The organism is Streptomyces sp. NK08204, from assembly GCF_020400585.1.
Classification (GTDB): domain Bacteria; phylum Actinomycetota; class Actinomycetes; order Streptomycetales; family Streptomycetaceae; genus Streptomyces.
The window spans coordinates 50,005-68,992 of sequence record NZ_JAINVF010000004.1 but is presented as its reverse complement, the minus strand read 5'-3'; the positions used below and the strand labels follow the sequence as shown (position 1 = coordinate 68,992).

The following is an 18,988-nucleotide window of genomic DNA, read 5'->3' as shown; positions in this document are numbered from 1 at the left end:
GCCGTACCCCTGACACGCCCCGTCCGTAAGCCGGAAGCGCACCTCGAGGCAGAGCCACCGCAGGGCGGAGTCACCAGTCGCAGCCCCTCATCTCCCGCTGGAGGTTTCCATGGGCACCGTATCCCCGCCCGACACCTGGGTGTACGCCCTTCGCCTGCCCCATGATCCCCGCGCGGCACGCGTCGCACGTATGACCGTACGGGCGGCGCTCAGCAGTCACGGCAGAGGCGACGTTCTCGAGGCCGTCGAGCTGTTGACGTCCGAGCTGGTCACCAACGCCTACCAGCACACCGACGGCCCCGCCTCCCTGCGGCTCACCGCGCTCGCGGGCGGTCGGCTTCGGGTCGGGGTCTGGGACAGTCATCCGCGCATCCCCGCCCCTTTCGGGGAGCCGCCCTGGGACCGGGTTCCGCTCGCTCCGGAGCAAGCCGAGCACGGGCGCGGGCTGCACCTCGTGCAGGCATACGCCGACTGCTGGGGCGGCTTCCGCCTCGGGGACGGCCCCCTCGACCGCGGCGCCGGGAAGCTGCTGTGGTTCGAGGTGAGTGGGAGGCAGAGGGACCCGGCGCAGCGCGCGGCAGCGTGACGTCACACGTCCGCGTACTTCGCGTCCGCCGTCGGGTCCAGCGCCAGCCGGTACCCCCGCTTGACCACCGTCTGGATCAGCTTCGGCGCCCCCAGGGCCGTACGCAGCCGGGCCATCGCCGTCTCCACCGCGTGTTCGTCGCGGCCGGCGCCCGGCAGGGCCCGTAGGAGGTCGGCGCGGGCGACCACCCAGCCGGGGCGGCGGGAGAGGGCCCGCAGGAGGGACATGCCGGCCGGTGGCACCGGGCGCAGCTCGCCGTCCACCAGGACCGCGTGGCCCCTGATCTCCACCTGATGCCCGGCGACCGGCAACGCCCTTGCGCGGGACGGGAGTTCCTGGCAGAGGAGCTGCACGAGGGGGCCCAGGCGGAAGCGCTGGGGCTGGACCGTGTCCACGCCCAGCGCCTGCAGGGGCACCGCGGTGACCGGGCCCACGCACGCGGGCACCACGTCGTGGGAGAGTGCCGTGAGGAGTTCGGGCAGCAGACCCCGTTCCTCCGCCCGGGAGAGCAAGGAGGCCGCGGCCGGTGCGCTGGTGAAGGTGAGGGCGTCCAGGCCGCGGGAGACGGCCGAGTCCAGCAGGCGGTCGACCGGGCCGAGGTCCTCCGGTGGGCGCCAGCGGTAGACCGGTACCGGGACGACCTCCGCACCGCCCGCGGTGAGCGATTCCACGAATCCGGGCAGGGGCTCCCCGTGCAGCTGTACGGCGATGCGCCGCCCGTCGACGCCCTCCTCCAGCAGCCGGTCGAGCACCTCCGCCATCGAGTCGCTCGACGGCGACCAACCCTCCGTCAGCCCGGCGGCCCGTACGGCACCCTTCACCTTGGGGCCGCGGGCGAGCAGTTCCACCCCGCGCAGCCGCGCGACCAGCGGCTCGCCGAGTCCCCACCCGTCGGCCGCCTCGATCCAGCCACGGAAGCCGATGGCGGTGGTGGCCACGACCACGTCGGGCACCTGGTCGATGATCCCCTTGGTCGCGGCGAGCAACTCGCCGTCGTCGGCGAGCGGCACGATGCGCAGGGCGGGTGCGTACACGACTGTCGCGCCGCGCCGCTGGAGCAGGGCGCCCAGCTCGTCGGCGCGGCGTGCGGCGGTCACGCCGACGGTGAACCCCGCCAGGGGCCTTTGTTCCGTTCGCTGTTGTACTGCGGACATGGCTTCGTACATGGCTCTCGTCCCGCGTTCGAGTCGTCGTACTGGATGCGAGTAGCGGCACCCGCACGCCGATCGAGCCTGTCAACGGCTCGTGACAGGCTCGGTTCGGCTTCGTGTCGCCGGTGTTACGTCATACCTCGGCGTAGCTGAGCTGGGCGTTCGCCTCTGCGGCAGCCGTGGCCTCGGACCGGCTGGGCGAGCGGCGAAGGTATACGGCCCAGGTGACCACGAAGCACGCAGCGTAGAAGGCGAGGAAGGCCACGAAGGCGCCGGTGCCGGAGCCGTAGGAGAGGAAGGACTGCCGGAAGGCGAGGTTGATGCCGACGCCGCCGAGCGCGCCCACGGCGCCGATGAGGCCCATGGAGGCTCCGGACAGCCGCCGGCCGTAGCGCGCGGCTTCCTCGCCCGCGAGCCCCTTGGCGACCGCCTTGGCCTGGAAGATGCCGGGGATCATCTTGTACGTCGATCCGTTGCCGAGCCCGCTGAGCACGAACAGGATGACGAAGACGGTGACGAAGAGGGGGAGCGACTTGCGCATGCTGGCGACGACCAGGACGGCGGTGGCGGCTGCCATGGCGACGTAGTTGTAGAGGCTGATCCGGGCCCCGCCGTAGCGGTCGGCGAGCCAGCCGCCGAGCGGGCGGATCAGGGAACCGAGCAGCGGGCCGACGAAGGTGAGGTACGCGGCCTGGAGCGGGGTCCGCCCGAACTGGTTGGTGAGCACCTGCCCGAAGGCGAAGCTGTAGCCGATGAACGAGCCGAAGGTGCCGATGTAGAGGAAGGACATGATCCAGGTGTGGGCGTCCTTGGCGGCGTCCTTCGCGGCTCCGGTGTCGTTCTTCACGGCGGAGAGGTTGTCCATGAAGAGCGCGGCGAGGGTGGCGGCGACGAGGATCAGCGGGATGTAGATCCCGAGCAGGACGCGCGGGCCGCCGTTCGCGCCGATGACGGCGAGGGTGACGAGCTGGATGACGGCCACCCCGATGTTGCCGCCGCCGGCGTTCAGTCCGAGCGCCCACCCCTTCTTCCGCAGCGGGAAGAAGGCGTTGATGTTGGTCATGGAGGAGGCGAAGTTGCCCCCGCCGATCCCGGCGAACAGTCCGATCCACAGGAAGGTGGAGAAGGAGGTGCCCGGCTTCATCACCACGAACGCGGCGATGGTCGGCACGAGCAGCAGAGCGGCGGAGATGACCGTCCAGTTCCGCCCGCCGAAGACCGCGACGGCGAAGGTGTAGGGGACGCGGACGGCGGCGCCGACCAGCGTGACCACGGAGGTGAGCAGGAACTTGTCGGCCGGGGTGAGCCCGTACTCGGGTCCCATGAACAGGACGAGCACGGACCACATGGCCCAGACCGAGAAGCCGATGTGCTCGGAGAGCACGGAGAACCACAGGTTGCGGCGAGCGACCCGCTCCCCGGTCGCCTGCCAGAAGCCCTCGTCCTCCGGGTCCCACTGCTCGATCCAGCGGCCGGTACGACGGGTTGGGGCTGGGGCTGTCATGATGCCTCCGGTTAGCCGGGGTACTCGGTCTGCCATCGTGTGTGACGCGACTCGAAAGTAGGCAGAGAGCGTTTCCGTGCTGTGGCTGCGGGTGACCGGAAGGGAACGTTGCTCTCACTTGCCGGGCGAAGGCCCGGTGAGGCGCCCCCCGGGGCGTCCGGATACTGACCGCGCTACCGGCCCCGCCGCGCTCCCGCGACATGACAAGACCCCCTGCCCTGGCGAATTTCTTCGCAGGCCAAGGGGTCTTTGCCCACATGGGATGAGTGGAGATGGCGGGAATCGAACCCGCGTCCAACGGTGCGGAACCAGGGCTTCTCCGTGTGCAGTCCGCTGTGATTTTCTCAGCCCCGGCGATCACGCGAACAAGTCGCCGACGGGCTCAGTCACTGTTTGGTTTCCCTCTTCACCCCGTGACCGGGATCAAGGTTTAGTTCCCTAGCTGATGCCAGGATCCGGGTCGGGAACAGCCCCGGGCTGACACTTCGCAAGTCGCTACTTAGGCAGCGAGGGCGAAGGAATCGCGCTTGGTGTTGGCGATTATTTTTTTCGGCCTGTGGTTTACGAGATCATGGCCGCTTCCTCGACACGCTTCCCCTGCTTCGACAGCCGCTGTCGAAACCGATCATCCCCATGTTGATTTCTCAATGTGCACACCGGGCTCGACGTCCGGTGTTGGTGCCATCGTACGTGACCAACGCACACCGATGCCAGCGTATTCCCTGCGTCAGGCGCGCTGGCGCCTGCGGGCCGCCGACATCGCCCGGTCCGCCTCGCGCCGGTCCTGCTTCTCGCGCAGCGTCTGACGCTTGTCGTACTCCTTCTTGCCCCTCGCCAGTGCGATCTCGACCTTGGCGCGGCCGTCCTTGAAGTACAGCGCGAGGGGCACGATCGTGTGACCCGTCTCCTGGGACTTGGACTCCAGCTTGTCGATCTCCGCGCGGTGCAGGAGGAGCTTGCGCTTGCGGCGGGCGCTGTGGTTGGTCCAGGTGCCCTGGCTGTACTCGGGCACGTGGACGTTGTGCAGCCACGCCTCGTGACCGTCGAGCTGGACGAAGCCGTCCACGAGCGAGGCCCGTCCCTGGCGCAGCGACTTCACCTCGGTGCCCATGAGGACCAGACCGGCCTCGTAGGTGTCGAGGATGTGGTAGTCGTGCCGCGCCTTCTTGTTCTGCGCGATCAGCTTGCGCCCTTTTTCCTTAGCCATAGTGCCGACCATTTTCGCACCATGGAGGGGGTGCGGGGAAAGCCCATTTAGGGGAGTGCCCTCGATCGCTACGACGGGTCGCCCAGACCCGTCAGGACCGTCTCCGCCCGTTTCAGCGCCCGCGGGCCCGCCTCCAGGTCGGGGGTGATGCCCCGGCCGTCGACCGCGTGCCCGGAGGGCGTGCGGTAGTGGCCCACGGTCAGCTCGGCCACCGAGCCGCCGGGCAGGTCCGTCGGCATCTGGATGGAGCCCTTGCCGAAGGTGCGGGAGCCGATCACTATCGCGCGGCCCCGGTCCTGCAGGGCGCCGGTGAGCATCTCGGCCGCGCTCATGGTGCCGCCGTCGACCACCGCGACCAGCGGCCGGTCGGTGTCGCCACCGGGCGCGGCGTGCAGGGCGCGCTGGACGCCGTCGACGTCGTAGGTGGCGACCAGGCCGCCGTCGAGGAAGGCGGAGGCGGTGTCCACCGCCTCGGTGACCAGGCCGCCCGAGTTCCCGCGCAGGTCGAGCACGATTCCGCCGCCGGCCGGGGCCCGCCGCACGGCGGCGTGGACGGCGTGGCCGGAGCCCCTGGTGAACGCGGCGATCCTGATGACGGTGACCCCGCCGGGGAGCCTGCGGACGGTCACGGAGTCGGTGGACAGTCTCGCCCGGTGCAGCGTCTCGGTCCAGGTGCGCCTGCCGCGCTCCAGGCCGAGCGTGACCGTCGTACCGGCAGGCGCGTCCTGGGCGTCGCCGCGCAGCAGCGAGACCACCTCGGTGACCGGGCGCCCGTCGACCCTGGAGCCGTCGACGCTGCGCAGCCGGTCGCCCGTGCGGATGCCGGCGTCGGCGGCGGGCGAGCCGGACTGCACCCGGGTCACCTCGATACGGCCGTCGCGCTCGCGCCGCGCCCACAGGCCGACGCCGGTGTACCGGCCGTCGAGGGCCTCCTGGAACTCCTGGTACTCGCCCTCGGAGTAGACGGCGGCCCAGCGGTCGCCGCTGCGGCTGACGGCCCGCTCGGCCGCCTCCATGGGGGACGTGCCGTCGGCCATGGCATGGGCGGCGGCCTCCTGCACGTCCTGGTGCGTGGCGGCGGGTGCCGGGCCGGGGACGGGCCTGCGGGCCGGCTGCCCCGGTTCCGGGAAGGAGCCGGTGGCGGCACCGGCGACCAGTACCCCGGCGAAGACGAATGTCAGGGCGGCCCCGCGGCGGATGCGACGGGGCTGACAGAACGGGTCACGGCCTGACATGGCGGTGAGTCTAGGACAACACGAAGGGCCGTACGGGCGGTTGCCCGTACGGCCCTCTTGGTATGCGTCACACCTTCAGGTACTTGCGCAGGGCGAAGAACGCGGCAAGTGCGGGCATCAGCACGCTGGTGGCGAGGATCAGCGGAAGCTTGGTGAACACCGCGTCCCAGCCCACGAAGTTGATGAGGGTGAGCTTGGTGGACAGGGCCATGCCGTGGTCGATGGTGAAGTACCGGCCGACCACCAGGAACACGCAGGCGAGGCCGCCGCCGATGATGCCCGCGACCGCTGCCTCCATGATGAAGGGCGCCTGGATGTAGAAGCCCGAGGCACCGACCAGGCGCATGATCCCGGTTTCGCGCCGACGGCTGAACGCCGAGACGCGCACGGTGTTGACGATCAGCAGCAGCGCCACGACCAGCATCAGCGCCATCACGCCGAGCGCCGCCCGGTTCATCAGGTTCAGCAGCCCGAAGAGGTTGTCCAGGATGCCCTTCTGGTCCTGCACCGACTGCACTCCGTCACGCCCGTTGAAGGCGGTCGCGATGACCTGGTACTTCTCCGGGTCCTTCAGCTTGATCCGGTACGACTCCTGCATCTGGTCCGGCGTCAGGGAGCCGGCCAGCGGGGAGTTGCCGAACTGCTCCTTGTAGTGCTTGTACGCCTCGTCCTGGGACTCGTACGTCACCTTCTGGACGACCGGCATCTTCTTCAGGTCGGCGAGGATCTGCTTCTTCTGGTCCTCGGTGACCGCGCCCTTGACGCAGTGCGGATCCGACTGGGCGTCGCTCTTGTTGCACAGGAAGATCGAGACGTTGACCTTGTCGTACCAGTAGCCCTTCATGGTGCTCACCTGGTCGCTCATCAGCAGCGAACCGCCGAAGAGGGCAAGGGACAGGGCTACGGAGACGATGACGGCGAAGGTCATCGTCAGATTGCGGCGGAGACCGACACCGATCTCCGACAGGACGAACTGGGCGCGCATGGCGTCGGGTTAAGCCTTTCCGTGGACGATCGTCGGGCGGCGGGTCACGGCGTCAGTGCTGGTAGCCGTAGACACCGCGGGCCTGGTCGCGGACGAGGCGGCCCTTTTCCAGCTCGATGACGCGCTTGCGCATCTGGTCCACGATGTTCTGGTCGTGCGTCGCCATGATGACGGTGGTGCCCGTCCGGTTGATGCGGTCGAGCAGCTTCATGATGCCGACGGAGGTCTGCGGGTCGAGGTTGCCGGTGGGCTCGTCGGCGATGAGCAGCTTGGGGCGGTTGACGAAGGCCCGCGCGATGGCCACGCGCTGCTGCTCACCACCGGACAGCTCGCCCGGCATCCGGTCCTCCTTGCCGCCGAGCCCGACGAGGTCGAGCACCTGCGGCACGGACTTGCGGATCTCGCCGCGCGACTTGCCGATGACCTCCTGCGCGAAGGCCACGTTCTCCGCGACCGTCTTGTTCGGCAGGAGCCGGAAGTCCTGGAAGACCGTCCCCAGCTGGCGGCGCATCTGCGGCACCTTCCAGTTGGAGAGGCGCGCGAGGTCCTTGCCCAGCACGTGCACCTGACCGTGGCTGCACCGCTCCTCGCGGAGGACGAGCCGCAGGAAGGTGGACTTTCCGGAGCCGGAGGACCCCACGAGGAAGACGAACTCGCCCTTCTCCACTTCCAGAGAGACATCTCTCAGAGCGGGGCGGGTCTGCTTGGGGTAGACCTTGGAGACATTGTCGAATCGGATCACGGATGCACCACGCGTCGCCGGGGGTAGATGAGCGTGACCATACGCGAACCGGGTGTGGGAGTGCAGGGTCCGGATGCCGTTGGGCGAGACTTGTGCGTTTTTGTACGCACCTGCTGCTGCCCTTCTCTCGACGCCCGCGCTTCTCACGGGGGAACCTGGCACAGTGGAAGGGGAACGTTTTCGTTCCTCGACGCGTTGTTGTGTGTGATGGCCGGTGCAAGGAGGGCGAGCGCGTGACGTACGACCGGTTGGTGTGCGCGAACTGTGCTGCGCCCGTGAGCGAGGGCCGGTGCCCGGTGTGCCGCGCCAACCGCGAGCGACTGCAGCAGGAGGGCTTCTTCGCGGGGCTGAACCCGATGGCGCTGATCGCCCTGCTCGCGGTCCTGATCGCCGCGGTGGCGCTGCTGGCGCATCAGACCGTGTAAGAGAGCCGTGAGGCGGCGAAAGGGCCCGGAGCGCGAAGCTCCGGGCCCTTCGGTGTGCGTGCGCTGACCGTACGGCTACGGCCAGGTGCGCTCAGGCGGCCGTCAGGCCGCAGCGCCGCCCCGGCCGCCCACCAGGCGCGGCAGGAGACGGAAGCCGATACCGCCGGCGATCATCGTCGCGGCGCCGACGAGCAGGAACGCCGTCTGGCCGGCACCGGTCTCGGCGAGCTGCTTGTCGCCGCCCTGCGCCGAGGTGTCCGAGCCCGTGTCGGTGAGGGCCGAGGTGCCCTCCTCCTGGGAGGCGTTGTTGTTGCCGCCGTCGGGGGTGGTGTTGTTCCCGCCGGTGGTGGAGCCGCCGTTGTCGCCGCTTCCGGAGGTGCCGGTACCGCCGTTGTCACCGGTGCCGCCGTTGTCCCCGGTACCACCGTTGTCGCCAGTGCCGCCGTTGTCGCCGGTACCACCGTTGTCACCGGTACCACCGTTGTCGCCAGTGCCACCGTTGTCGCCAGTGCCACCGTTGTCACCGGTACCACCGTTGTCACCGGTACCACCGTTGTCGCCAGTACCGCCGTTGTCACCGGTACCACCGTTGTCGCCAGTACCGCCGTTGTCGCCAGTGCCACCGTTGTCGCCAGTACCACCGTTGTCGCCAGTACCACCGTTGTCGCCAGTACCACCGTTGTCGCCAGTGCCACCGTTGTCACCGGTACCACCGTTGTCACCGGTACCACCGTTGTCGCCAGTGCCACCGTTGTCACCGGTACCACCGTTGTCGCCAGTGCCACCGTTGTCGCCAGTGCCACCGTTGTCACCGGTACCACCGTTGTCGCCAGTACCGCCGTTGTCGCCGGTACCGCCATCGGTGCAGACTGCGATCGGGCAGCCGCCGTCGGTGCCGCCGTTGTCCCCGCCGCCGTCGCCGTCGCCGGTGCTCGCGCCGATGGTGATCGGGCCCGCCTGGACGTCGACGTCCAGGGCGGAAGCCGCACCCGCGGCGGTCAGCGACGCACCGGCCGCGATCACGGCGCCGGCGGCAATCCGCGCGACCCGGATCCGCGTCTTCTTCGTCATGTGGTTGCTACCCCCAGTAGCTGTTCGTCAATGAGGCGGTGCGTCGGGGCCGGCCGTGATCGACGGAGGTAGCTGACGAAGTCGGAGTTCATGTCCGAGACATCCCATTTCCCCCGGTCCACATGCGCCCCAGAGACACGCATGCCACGCTTTACCCTTCCGATTTTTCAAAGCAACGTCAAGGCCGTTGTGCGCACAATGCCCGAAAGGACGACGTTTACGGGGGAATTGGAGCCTGTGACTGTGATGCAAAACCCGGACAAACGACAACTGCCGCCTCTGGGGCGGCAGTTGTCATGTCGACAAAGTTACTTCTCCTGCTGCTTGCGCCAGCGAATACCGGCCTCCAGGAACCCGTCGATCTCGCCGTTGAACACGGCCTCCGGGTTGCCCACCTCGTACTCGGTGCGCAGGTCCTTGACCATCTGGTAGGGGTGCAGCACGTACGAACGCATCTGGTTGCCCCAGGAGTTGCCGCCGTCGCCCTTGAGGGCGTCCATCTTGGCCTGCTCCTCCTGCCGGCGCCGCTCCAGCAGCTTGGCCTGGAGGACGTTCATCGCGGTGGCCTTGTTCTGGATCTGCGACCGCTCGTTCTGACAGGAGACCACGATGCCGGTGGGCAGGTGGGTGATGCGGACCGCGGAGTCGGTCGTGTTGACGCCCTGGCCACCGGGACCGGAGGACCGGTAGACGTCGATCCGCAGCTCGGACTCGTCGATCTCGACGTGGTCGGACTGCTCGACGACGGGGAGCACCTCGACACCGGCGAACGAGGTCTGCCGGCGCCCCTGGTTGTCGTAGGGCGAGATGCGCACGAGGCGGTGGGTGCCCTGCTCGACGGAGAGGGTGCCGTAGGCGTACGGCGCCTGGACGGAGAAGGTGGTCGACTTGATGCCGGCCTCTTCGGCGTACGACGTCTCGATCAGCTCGGTCTTGTAGCCGCGCTGCTCGGCCCAGCGCAGGTACATGCGCTGGAGCTTCTCGGCGAAGTCGGCGGCGTCGACGCCACCGGCCTCGGCGCGGATGTTCACGAGCGCCTCACGGGAGTCGTACTCACCGCTGAGCAGCGTCCGGACCTCCATCTCGTCCAGCGCCTTGCGCACAGAGGCCAGCTCGGACTCGGCCTCGGCACGGGTGTCCGGGTCGTCCTCCTCCTCGGCCATCTCGAAGAGCACGGCGAGATCGTCGATCCGGCCGCGCAGTGCCTCCGCCTTCCGCACCTCCGCCTGGAGGTGGGAGAGCTTGCTGGTGATCTTCTGCGCCTCGTCCGGGTTGTCCCACAGGGACGGCGCCGCCGCCTGCTCCTCGAGCACGGCGACATCTGCCCTCATCGCATCGAGGTCCAGGACGGCCTCGATCGACTCCATGGTCGAGGAGAGGGACTTCAGCTCTTCGGATACATCGACGACTGCCACGCATCCAGCGTAACGGCTCCGCCGGGCATCGAAGGCCGGTCATGTTTGAACGGGCGGATGCGGGGCAGCTCAGGGCGTCGACGTGCTGTGAGTGTTCGGGGACGGCTGGTCGTCGCCGGAGGCGGAGACCCACCAGGCGCCGACGCCCACGACCGCCGCCACGGCCACCCCGGCCACCCCGAGCGTCAGCCGCCGCCGGCGTACCGCCGCCCGGTGCCGCGCCGACCCCGGCCGGGGCGCGCCGGAGGCGCGGGGCGCGCGGGCCGTGCCGTGGGCCCCGCCGGCCAGCTCGTCCGCCGCCGGCACCCTCATCGAGGTGTGCGTGTCCCGGTTGGAGTCCGGCTTGGCGCCGGGGACGAGGGACACCGCGCCGCGCCGCCGTACCGGCTCGCCCCCGGCGGGAGCCGACGGCTGCGGAGCCTCCTGCGCCGCGTCCTCGGAGGTCTCCGCGTCCGGCTCGTCCACGTCCAGCGGGGGCATCCCGGCCAGCAGGGGCAGCTGCTCACGCAGCCGCGCCGCCAGCTCCGAGGCACGCAGCCGGGAGGCCGGGGCCTTGGCCAGGCACTGCACGATCAGCTGCCACAGCTCATCGGGGATGCCCGGCAGCGGTACGACGGTCTCGGTGACATGGCGGCGCAGCACCGCGCCGGGGTGGCCGCCGCCGAAGGGGGTGAAGCCGGCGAGCAGCTCGTAGAGGACCGTGGCCAGGGCGTAGATGTCCACGGCGGCCCGCGGCGGCAGGCCCTCCACGATCTCCGGGGCCAGGTAGTCGGGCGTGCCGATGATCTTCGTGGCGCGGGTCCGCTTCGGCGAGTCGATCAGCTTGGCGACGCCGAAGTCCGTCAGCAGCGCGGGGTGTGCACCGCCCGGTCCGAGCGGTCCCTGCATGTCGAGCAGCACGTTCTCGGGCTTGACGTCGCGGTGGACGACCCCGGCGGCGTGGGCCGCCGCCAGCCCGTCGGCGACGTCGGCGACGATCGCCACGGCCGCCTCGGGGGCGAGCCGCCGCTCGCGTTCGAGGCGGGTGCGCAGGTCTGTTCCGCGCACCAGGTCCATGACCAGGGCAAGGTCGTTGCCGTCGACCACCAGGTCGCGCACCGACACGATGTTCGGGTGCTCCAGGCCGAGCAGCGCGGTGCGCTCCTGCACGAAGCGCCCCACCAGCTCCTGGTCGGAGGCCAGGTCCTCGCGCAGCAGCTTGATGGCGACGGGGCCGTCCGGTCCCTCGCCCAGCCAGACCGTGCCGGCGCTCCCCCGGCCGAGGATCTGGTTCGCGGTGTACCGGCTGCCGATATTCCGTGCCAAGACTGCTCCTACCAGACGCGTGTTGCCGCTAAAACTACGCGTCCGGCGAGCCGGTCTTCACCGCGGGGACGGAAATCACCCGCCGGATGTCGACAAGTCTCCAAACCGGCGTCAGCTGCCGCTGCCGATGCTGCCGAGGCCCTTGAGCCAGCCGCCGACCTGCCCGGCGAAGTGGGTCACCTCGTGCCAGTAGCTCCTGCCCTGGCCGACCCACGTGTGCAGCGGGGTCAGCTCCCAGACCAGCCAGCTCGCCACGACCAGGATGACGATCGTGAACAGGCAGCCCTTGAGGCAGCCGAGTCCGGGGATCTTCATCGGGTTGGCACTGCGCTGCCGCGGCTCGCGCGGCTCACGCGCGGGCCGCTGCGGCTGCTGCGGCTGCTGCGGCTGCTGCGGCTGACGGGGCGGGGCGTACTGCTGGGGCTGCTGCTGCGGGTAGCCGTAGCCGGCCGGCGGGTGCTGCTGCCCGCGCGGCTGCGGACGCTGGGGGCGCGGCTGCGGGGCCTGGCGGGGCTGCTGCTGGGGACGGGCGACCTGCCGCTGGGGGCGGCGGCGCAGCGGGTCCTCGTCCGGGTCGAGGTACTGGATCTGCGTCTGCTCGTTACGGTCCCGGGCGGCGCGCAGCTGGGTCTGCCAGGGGTGCGGCTGCTCGGGCTGCTGTCCCGGCTGTCCCGGCCCCCGCTGACCGGGCTGCCCCGGGGGCGTCGGCGGCAGGACGGCCGTCGGGTCCGCCGCACCGGTGTGGGGCAGGACGGCGGTGGGGTCGGCGGCGCCGGCCGGGCCGCCGGTGTGCGGCAGCACGCTGGTCGCGGCGTTCGGGTCGTACGCCCCCTGGGGCCCGCTGGTCGGCAGCACCTGGGTGGGGTCGGCGGCGCCGGGCACGCCTGGGACGGCGGTCGGGGCCGGGTCGGGCGCCAGCAGGGCGCCCACGCCCTCGGCGGCGGCGATCTGGGCGGCGTTCGCGTGCACGCCGACGCCCTCGGCGACGACCCGCAGGCCGCGCGCGAGGTTCTCGGCGCTGGGCCGTTCCTCGGGGTTCTTGCGCAGGCAGCGCTCTATCACCGTCCACAGCGGGTCCGGGACGGTGGAGGGGCGGCGCGGTTCGGCACTCAGGTGCTGGTGCAGGACCTCGAGGGCGGTGCTGCCGGCGAACGGCGGGTGGCCGGTGACCAGCTCGTACAGCAGGATGCCGGCGCCGTAGATGTCGACGGCGGAGGTCTGCGGGCGCCCCTCGGCGGACTCCGGCGCGACGTACGCGGGCGTGCCGACGAACTCCTGGGTACGGGTCAGGCCCGGGGAGTCGGCGAGGCGGGCGATGCCGAAGTCGGTCAGCAGCGGGTGCATCCGGCCGTCGTTCTGCGCGAGCAGGACGTTGGCGGGCTTCAGGTCGCGGTGGACGACGCCGTCGGCGTGGCTCGCGGCGAGCGCGTCGGCGATCTGCGCGGTCAGCAGCGCGGCGGCGACCGGGGTGAAGGGGCCGTTCTCGCGCAGGTAGCGGTGCAGGTCGGGGCCGTCGACGAGGTCCATGACCAGGGCCAGCAGGTCGCCCTCGACGACCAGGTCGCGGACCCGGACGATGTTCGGGTGGGTGAGGCGCAGCAGGACGGAACGCTCGCGCAGGAAGCGCATCACGATGTCCGGGTCGCTCGCCAGCTCCTCCTTGAGGACCTTGATCGCGACCGTCTCGCCGGGCCGGCCGGGGACGGCCGCGTCCCCGGTATCGCTCCCCCCGGGGGCTCCGACAGGCTGCACGCCAGGGGGGACCCCCATGCGGGCACGCCAGACGGTGCCTGTGGCGCCGCGTCCGAGCGGCTCCTCAAGCAGGTACTTGCTGCCGACTGGCCGCACGTCACGCGCTCCCTAGCTGCTTGCCGCTTGCTTGCCTGCAATTCGGTGTTCCGACTGTTCCGACCCACTGTAGTGCCGCCCTTCGGGACGCACGTACGCCTTCCCGAACAGGTTCGGAACAGGTTCGAAGGAAAGACGCTCGACCCGGTCCACAGGTTGCCAAGGGCAAACGTGACCGATCTCAAGTGATCGCCGATGCTGTCCTGGTCAGGCATTTTTAGGGGCAGAGCCGACCAATCAAGATCACTTGTCACCGGGTCCCGGGCGCGTCGTCGGCGGCAGGTGCGAGGATGCCCCAGTACTGGCCGACGTGCTCGTGCGGGGTGGGGGGAAGTCCGCCCGCGCTCACCCGCGCAGAAGGGACCGCTGACGGCGATGCAGATCCGGCTGACCGTCGTAGACCCGCTGGGCCCGCCCACGCAGCGGGGCCGCGCCGCGAGCCGCGACGTGCTGGTGACGGCGCCCGCGGGCACGGACCTGGCCGCGGTGGCATCGGCGCTGGCCGCGGCGGTCATCGGGGAGGGCGGCGCCGGCCGCGAGCCCGGCGGCGCGCCGGTCGTGCTGTACGCCGGCACCGAGCGGCTGGACGCCCGCCGCAGCACCCTCGGCGAGCCTCCGCTCGTCGACGGCGCCGTGCTGTCCCTGGGCGCCCCGGCGGCCCCCGAGCCGCATCCCGAGCCGGCCGACGCCCCGACGCAGCTGCACGTGGTCGCGGGTCCGGACGCGGGCGGGGTCCACCTGCTGCACGGCGGCCGGATAACCGTGGGCCGTTCCGCCGACGCGGACGTCCCGCTGGACGACCCCGACGTCTCCCGGCTGCACTGCGCCGTCACGGTCGTCGCCGACGGCCGCGTCTCGGTGGCCGACCTCGGCTCCACGAACGGCACCGCGCTCGACGGCAGCCGCGTCGGCGACCGGCCGGTGCGGTTCCCTGTGGAGGCGCTGCTGCGGGTGGGTGAGTCCACGTTGCGTATCGCTCCGGCCGGGGGGCCCGGGGCGCGGGTGCGGACGGTGCCGGACGGAGAAGGGTGCGTGCGGGTCGCTCCGCGGGGCGGGGACGCCGGTGCGGGTACGCCGTCGGATGCCGGAGGTCCTGGGGACCGGGCGCCGTCGGCCGCTGCCTGGCGGGACGCCGGGGCCGGTCCGCACGCGTACAGCACGGCGGACGGCGTTGTGGGCGCCGCTGGGCAGCACACGCGCGCGGAACCGGTCGTGCCGGGACAGGGCGGAGCACCCGACATGGAGCGCCGGGGCGGACGGGCCCCGGAGGCGTACGGCACCGCGTCCGGCGGCGACACGCACGGCGGGCGCTTCGGCATCGCCGGGCCGTACGGGAGCGCGTACGCCCAGGAGACCGCGTACGGCGCGCCAGCACACGCTCACGGCCCCGACGGCCGCAGGAGCGCGCCGGCCCAGGGCACCGACGCCTCCCAGGGCGTCCGCCGGCGCGGCGGGCTCGGCTCGTGGGCGCGGCGGCTGGCCGGCGGGCGCGCGGAGCAGCCGGCGGCCGACCCGGAGAGCTACGGCACCCCCGCGACCGGCGTGAACCAGGCCCCGGCGGTCGGCGTCCCCCGGCAGCCGGACACCTGGCCGGACCCGGCGACGCTGCTGCTGACCGCGCTGGGCCCCGGGCCCCGGCTGTGGGAGCGGGGGCCGGGCCACCCGGAGGTGCTCACCGTGCGGCTCGGCACGGCCGACCGCAGTGCACCCGACGGCTCGGGCCTGCTGCCCGCCGTGCCGGTGACCGCGGCGCTGCGCGAGGCGGGCGCGCTGGGCCTGGCCGGTCCACGCCCCCGGCTGTCCGGGCTGGCCCGGGCGGTGCTGGCCCAGCTCGCCGCGCTGCACTCCCCCGACCTGCTGGAGATCGTGCTGATCAGCGCCGACCGGGCCCGCCCCGTCGAGGAGCGGACGGCCGAGTGGTCCTGGCTGGGCTGGCTCCCGCACGTCCGTCCCGGCCACGGCCAGGACTGCCGCCTGCTGCTGGCCTACGACCGCGAACAGGCGGCGGCCCGCACGGAGGAACTCCTGCGCCGGGTGGAGGACCACGCGGCCACGGGCAGGACGGCGGCCCACCCGGCACCGGCCCGCGTCCCGGCACCGGGCACCCCGGCCGCCGGGAGCCCGGGCGCGCCCACGGCCGCGCATCCCTACGCCGGCACGTCTGCCGATCCCTACGCCGGCACGTCTGCCGTCCCCGCGCCCCTCATACCGGGCGCCCCGGCCCCTTCGCACGGGCACCCGCACCAGGACCGGCGCCCCCAGGCCCCGCTCGGGTCTCCCGGCGCCGCGCGCCGCCCCTCCTGGGCGAAGGACGAGGCCGACCTGGACGGGCCGGGCGGCTTCCCGGGGCCCTACACGGTCGTCGTCGTGGACGGTGACCCCGGTGGCAGCGCCCTGCGGGACGCGCTCGCACGGCTGGCCGTGGCCGGGCCGCGGGCCGGCATCCATGTCGTGTGTCTCGCGGAGACGGAGCCCGCCTCCCCCGCCTCGCCGGTCGACCGGACCTACGAGGCCGCGTGTGCGGTGACGCCCACCTTCCGGCACTGCGGCGCCATAGCGCTGCTCAGCGGGGACGTCGCCACCGCGCTGCGTCTGATGCGTGTCGCGCCGTCCGGTCCCGTCGGGCCCGGGACCCTCGCCGCGGTCGACGCCGTCTCCGCCGCCTGGGCGGAACGCTTCGCCCGGGCGCTGGCGCCGCTGCGCCCGGACGGCCCCGTCGGTGACCGGCACGCGCGGATGGCGACGCCGCTGCCGCTGTCGGCGCGGCTGCTGGACGAGCTGGGGCTCGCCCGCGCCACCCCTGCCTCACTGATGGCCCGCTGGGCGGACGCGGCCGACGACAGGCAGGCGCCGGGCGGGCGGGCGCGGGCCGTCCTCGGTGCCGGGCCGCGCGGGCCGCTCAGCGCCGACCTGGTCGCCGACGGGCCGCATCTCCTCATCGAGGGCCCGGCCGGCAGCGGCCGTACCGAACTGCTGCGGGCCGTCGTGGCCTCGCTGGCCGCCGCCGAGCGGCCCGACCGGCTGGGCATGGTGCTGATCGACGGCCGGGACGGCGTCGGCCTGGGCGCCGGGCACGGCGACGGCCTGCGGGTGTGCACGGACATACCCCATGTCACCACCCACCTCATCGCCAACGACCCCGTGCGCATGCGGGAGTTCGCACAGTCGCTGAGCGCGGAGCTGAAGCGGCGCGCGGAGCTGCTGGGCCGCACGGACTTCGCCCAGTGGCACGCGGGGCGCGAGGGGTCGGGCCGTGTCGTCGCGCAGCGCGTCCACCGGTCGGGCGCGTCCGGCACCGGGGAGATAGAGGCGCCGCCCAGCTCCACGCTGCGGCTGCGGCCCGGTGCCGCCGCGGGGCAACGGACCGAGGCGGCACCGCCGTTGCCCCGCCTGGTGGTGGTCGTCGACGATCTGGACGCACTGGTGTCGCCCGCCCTCGGCTCGCCGGGACGGCCCGCCGCCGGGTCGGTGATGCGGGCGCTGGAGGCGGTGGCCCGGGAGGGGGAGCGGCTCGGCGTGCACCTGGTGGCGGCGGCCGGGACGGGCGGCCGTACCGCGGAGACGGAACCGGCGCGCAGGGCCGCACTGCGCATCACGCTGGACGCCCCCGCGTCCGGCCGTGCGGGTGCCGCGTTGTCCGCGGCGGGCCAGGAGGCCGGGGGCGAACCGGCGCCGGGGCGGGGACGGTTGACGTACGCGGACGAGCGGAATGTGCCGTTCCAGGGCGGCCGGGTGACAGGTCGCATCCCACGCACCGCGACCCAGCGGCCCACCGTCGTCGCACTGGACTGGCAGCGCATGGGCGATCCCCCGACCCGTCGGCCCGTGCGCGAACTGGGCAACGGCCCCACCGACCTGGCCCTGCTGGCGAGCGCGGTGGAGCGGGCGGCCCGGGAGGTCTCGGCGGCGGAAGTGCCGTCCCTGCTCTGACCCGCACACCCTGCCGCGCTCCCGCGCAACCCCAGAGCGCGGGACGAGGACGCGTACACGCTCTGCCACGAGCCGGTCACGATCACCCGTCCGGCCCCGTGGACGTTCTTGCCCCTGTCGAGCAACCCGGCGTAAACCGGACCGAACGGACAGTTCTCGGACGTTCGACGGAGAACGAAGAACGGTGAAGTGATGCGCAGCAGGAGCACGGGCAACGCCATCCGAACCCACAGGGCCCTCACGACACTCGCCGCGTTGCTCACGGGGGCGCTCGCGCTCACCGCCTGCTCCGGCAGCGACGACAGGAAGGACGACACCGGCAGCAGGAGCAGCGGGACCTCCACGCCCGTCTCCACCGTCACCCTGCCGAAACTGAACGGCGCGCACCTGGAGGTGGCCGCCGTCTGGACCGGCACCGAGCAGGCGAACTTCAAGAAGGTCCTCGCCGAGTTCGAGAAGCGCACCGGCGCGAAGGTGACGTTCGTGCCCGCGCAGGACCCGATCATCAACTTCCTCGGTTCGAAGATCGCCGGCGGTCGGCCGCCGGACATCGCGCTGCTGCCGCAGCCGGGCGCGATCAAGCAGGCCGTGCGGAACGGGTGGGCCAAGCCGCTCGGCCCGGACGCGCTCAGGGAACTCCGGCGGAACTACGCGCAGGGCTGGCAGGACATCGGCAAGGTGGACGGCAAGCAGTACGGCATCTACTACAAGGCCGCCAACAAGTCGCTGATCTGGTACAACGCCAAGGCGTTCGAGAATGCGGGCGCCAAGGAGCCCAAGACCTGGCAGGGCCTGCTGACGGCGGCGCAGGCGGTGTACGACTCCGGGGTCACCCCCTTCTCGGTGGGCGGCGCCGACGGCTGGACGCTGACGGACTGGTTCGAGAACGTCTATCTGTCCCAGGCGGGCCCGGAGAAGTACGACCGGCTCGCCCAGCACAGGATCAAGTGGACCGACCCGTCGGTGAAGCAAGCCCTGACCACCCTCGCCCAGATCTGGGGCAAGAAGGACTACGTGGCGGGCGGCGCGGACGGGGCGCTGCAGACCGAGTTCCCGGCCTCGGTCACCCAGACCTTCACCGGAGGCGACCAGCCGAAGGCGGCGATGGTCTACGAGGGCGACTTCGCGCAGGTCGACATCGGGGACACCAAGGCGAAGGTGGGCACGGACGCGAAGGTGTTCCCGTTCCCGGCGGCCGGCTCCACCGCGCCGGTGGTCTCCGGCGGTGACGCGGCGGTCGTCCTGAAGGACTCCCGGGCGGCCCAGGCGCTGGCCACGTTTCTGGCCTCCCCGGACTCGGCGACCCTCCAGGCCGGGCTCGGCGGCTATCTGTCCCCGAACAAGAACGTGCCGGAATCGGCCTACCCGAACCAGGTGCAGCGCATGATCGCCAAGGCGCTGATCGCGTCCGGTGACAGCTTCCGCTTCGACATGTCCGACCAGGCGCCGCAGGCATTCGGCGGCACCCCCGGCAAGGGCGAGTGGAAGGACCTCCAGGACTTCCTGAAGAACCCGGGGGACGTCGCGGGCACCCAGGCGAAGCTGGAGAAGGACGCGGCGGCGTACGGGAACGCGGGCTGATCC

Annotated in this window: 14 protein-coding genes and 1 other RNA gene; 4 read left to right on the top strand and 11 right to left on the bottom strand. The window is 71.9% G+C overall.

All coding sequences use genetic code 11. From position 1 onward, the window contains the following. Positions 1 to 109 precede the first annotated feature (109 nt). Positions 110 to 586, top strand: coding sequence for an ATP-binding protein (locus K7G59_RS08075; RefSeq protein WP_225831622.1), 477 nt, complete (start codon positions 110 to 112; stop codon positions 584 to 586). A 2-nt stretch (positions 587 to 588) separates the two neighbouring features. On the opposite strand, the gene K7G59_RS08070 is transcribed toward K7G59_RS08075, so the two are convergent. From K7G59_RS08070 to ftsE, 7 genes are all read right to left on the bottom strand, one after another. Then, positions 589 to 1,740: a uroporphyrinogen-III synthase gene (locus K7G59_RS08070; protein WP_225831620.1), complete on the bottom strand. Its 1,152-nt coding sequence runs from the start codon at positions 1,738 to 1,740 to the stop codon at positions 589 to 591. A 130-nt stretch (positions 1,741 to 1,870) separates the two neighbouring features. Then, positions 1,871 to 3,241 (bottom strand): NarK/NasA family nitrate transporter, encoded by a 1,371-nt coding sequence (locus K7G59_RS08065; RefSeq protein ID WP_225831618.1) that lies wholly within the window; start codon positions 3,239 to 3,241, stop codon positions 1,871 to 1,873. Positions 3,242 to 3,505: 264 nt separating this feature from the next. Next, positions 3,506 to 3,874, bottom strand: a transfer-messenger RNA (tmRNA) gene (gene ssrA / locus K7G59_RS08060). A 94-nt stretch (positions 3,875 to 3,968) separates the two neighbouring features. Beyond that, positions 3,969 to 4,448 carry an SsrA-binding protein SmpB gene (gene smpB, locus K7G59_RS08055; protein ID WP_225831616.1) on the bottom strand — a complete coding sequence of 160 codons (480 nt, stop codon included), beginning with the start codon at positions 4,446 to 4,448 and terminating at the stop codon, positions 3,969 to 3,971. A 68-nt stretch (positions 4,449 to 4,516) separates the two neighbouring features. Further along, positions 4,517 to 5,683: a S41 family peptidase gene (locus K7G59_RS08050; RefSeq protein ID WP_225831615.1), complete on the bottom strand. Its 1,167-nt coding sequence runs from the start codon at positions 5,681 to 5,683 to the stop codon at positions 4,517 to 4,519. 67 nt (positions 5,684 to 5,750) lie between these two features. Then, positions 5,751 to 6,668 carry a permease-like cell division protein FtsX gene (gene ftsX, locus K7G59_RS08045; protein ID WP_225831613.1) on the bottom strand — a complete coding sequence of 306 codons (918 nt, stop codon included), beginning with the start codon at positions 6,666 to 6,668 and terminating at the stop codon, positions 5,751 to 5,753. Positions 6,669 to 6,720: 52 nt separating this feature from the next. Further along, complete coding sequence (ftsE, locus tag K7G59_RS08040; RefSeq protein WP_031159396.1) at positions 6,721 to 7,410, bottom strand: cell division ATP-binding protein FtsE; 690 nt, start codon at positions 7,408 to 7,410, stop codon at positions 6,721 to 6,723. A 233-nt stretch (positions 7,411 to 7,643) separates the two neighbouring features. Here ftsE and K7G59_RS08035 point away from each other — a divergent pair, with 233 nt between their 5' ends. After that, positions 7,644 to 7,835 carry a hypothetical protein gene (locus tag K7G59_RS08035; RefSeq protein WP_225831611.1) on the top strand — a complete coding sequence of 64 codons (192 nt, stop codon included), beginning with the start codon at positions 7,644 to 7,646 and terminating at the stop codon, positions 7,833 to 7,835. Positions 7,836 to 7,937: 102 nt separating this feature from the next. Here K7G59_RS08035 and K7G59_RS08030 read toward each other — a convergent pair whose 3' ends face one another. The 4 genes from K7G59_RS08030 to K7G59_RS08015 form a co-directional block, all read right to left on the bottom strand. After that, entirely contained in the window at positions 7,938 to 8,906 is a 969-nt protein-coding gene (locus K7G59_RS08030) for a hypothetical protein (RefSeq protein ID WP_225831610.1), read from the bottom strand. Between the two features lie 308 nt (positions 8,907 to 9,214). Next, the gene (prfB, locus tag K7G59_RS08025) at positions 9,215 to 10,321 is read right to left on the bottom strand and encodes a peptide chain release factor 2 (protein ID WP_225831608.1); all 1,107 of its coding nucleotides are present in this window, start codon (positions 10,319 to 10,321) and stop codon (positions 9,215 to 9,217) included. A gap of 69 nt (positions 10,322 to 10,390) precedes the next feature. Continuing rightward, on the bottom strand, positions 10,391 to 11,626 hold the full coding sequence (locus K7G59_RS08020) for a serine/threonine-protein kinase (RefSeq protein WP_225831607.1): 1,236 nt from the start codon (positions 11,624 to 11,626) through the stop codon (positions 10,391 to 10,393). A 111-nt stretch (positions 11,627 to 11,737) separates the two neighbouring features. Beyond that, complete coding sequence (locus K7G59_RS08015; RefSeq protein ID WP_225831605.1) at positions 11,738 to 13,474, bottom strand: serine/threonine-protein kinase; 1,737 nt, start codon at positions 13,472 to 13,474, stop codon at positions 11,738 to 11,740. A 375-nt stretch (positions 13,475 to 13,849) separates the two neighbouring features. Between K7G59_RS08015 and K7G59_RS08010 the strand changes: the two genes are divergently transcribed. Both K7G59_RS08010 and K7G59_RS08005 read left to right on the top strand, forming a co-directional pair. Then, positions 13,850 to 17,404, top strand: a complete 3,555-nt coding sequence (locus tag K7G59_RS08010) for an FtsK/SpoIIIE domain-containing protein (protein ID WP_225831603.1) — start codon at positions 13,850 to 13,852, stop codon at positions 17,402 to 17,404. A 192-nt stretch (positions 17,405 to 17,596) separates the two neighbouring features. Beyond that, the gene (locus K7G59_RS08005) at positions 17,597 to 18,985 is read left to right on the top strand and encodes an ABC transporter substrate-binding protein (RefSeq protein ID WP_225831601.1); all 1,389 of its coding nucleotides are present in this window, start codon (positions 17,597 to 17,599) and stop codon (positions 18,983 to 18,985) included. Positions 18,986 to 18,988: the final 3 nt, after the last annotated feature.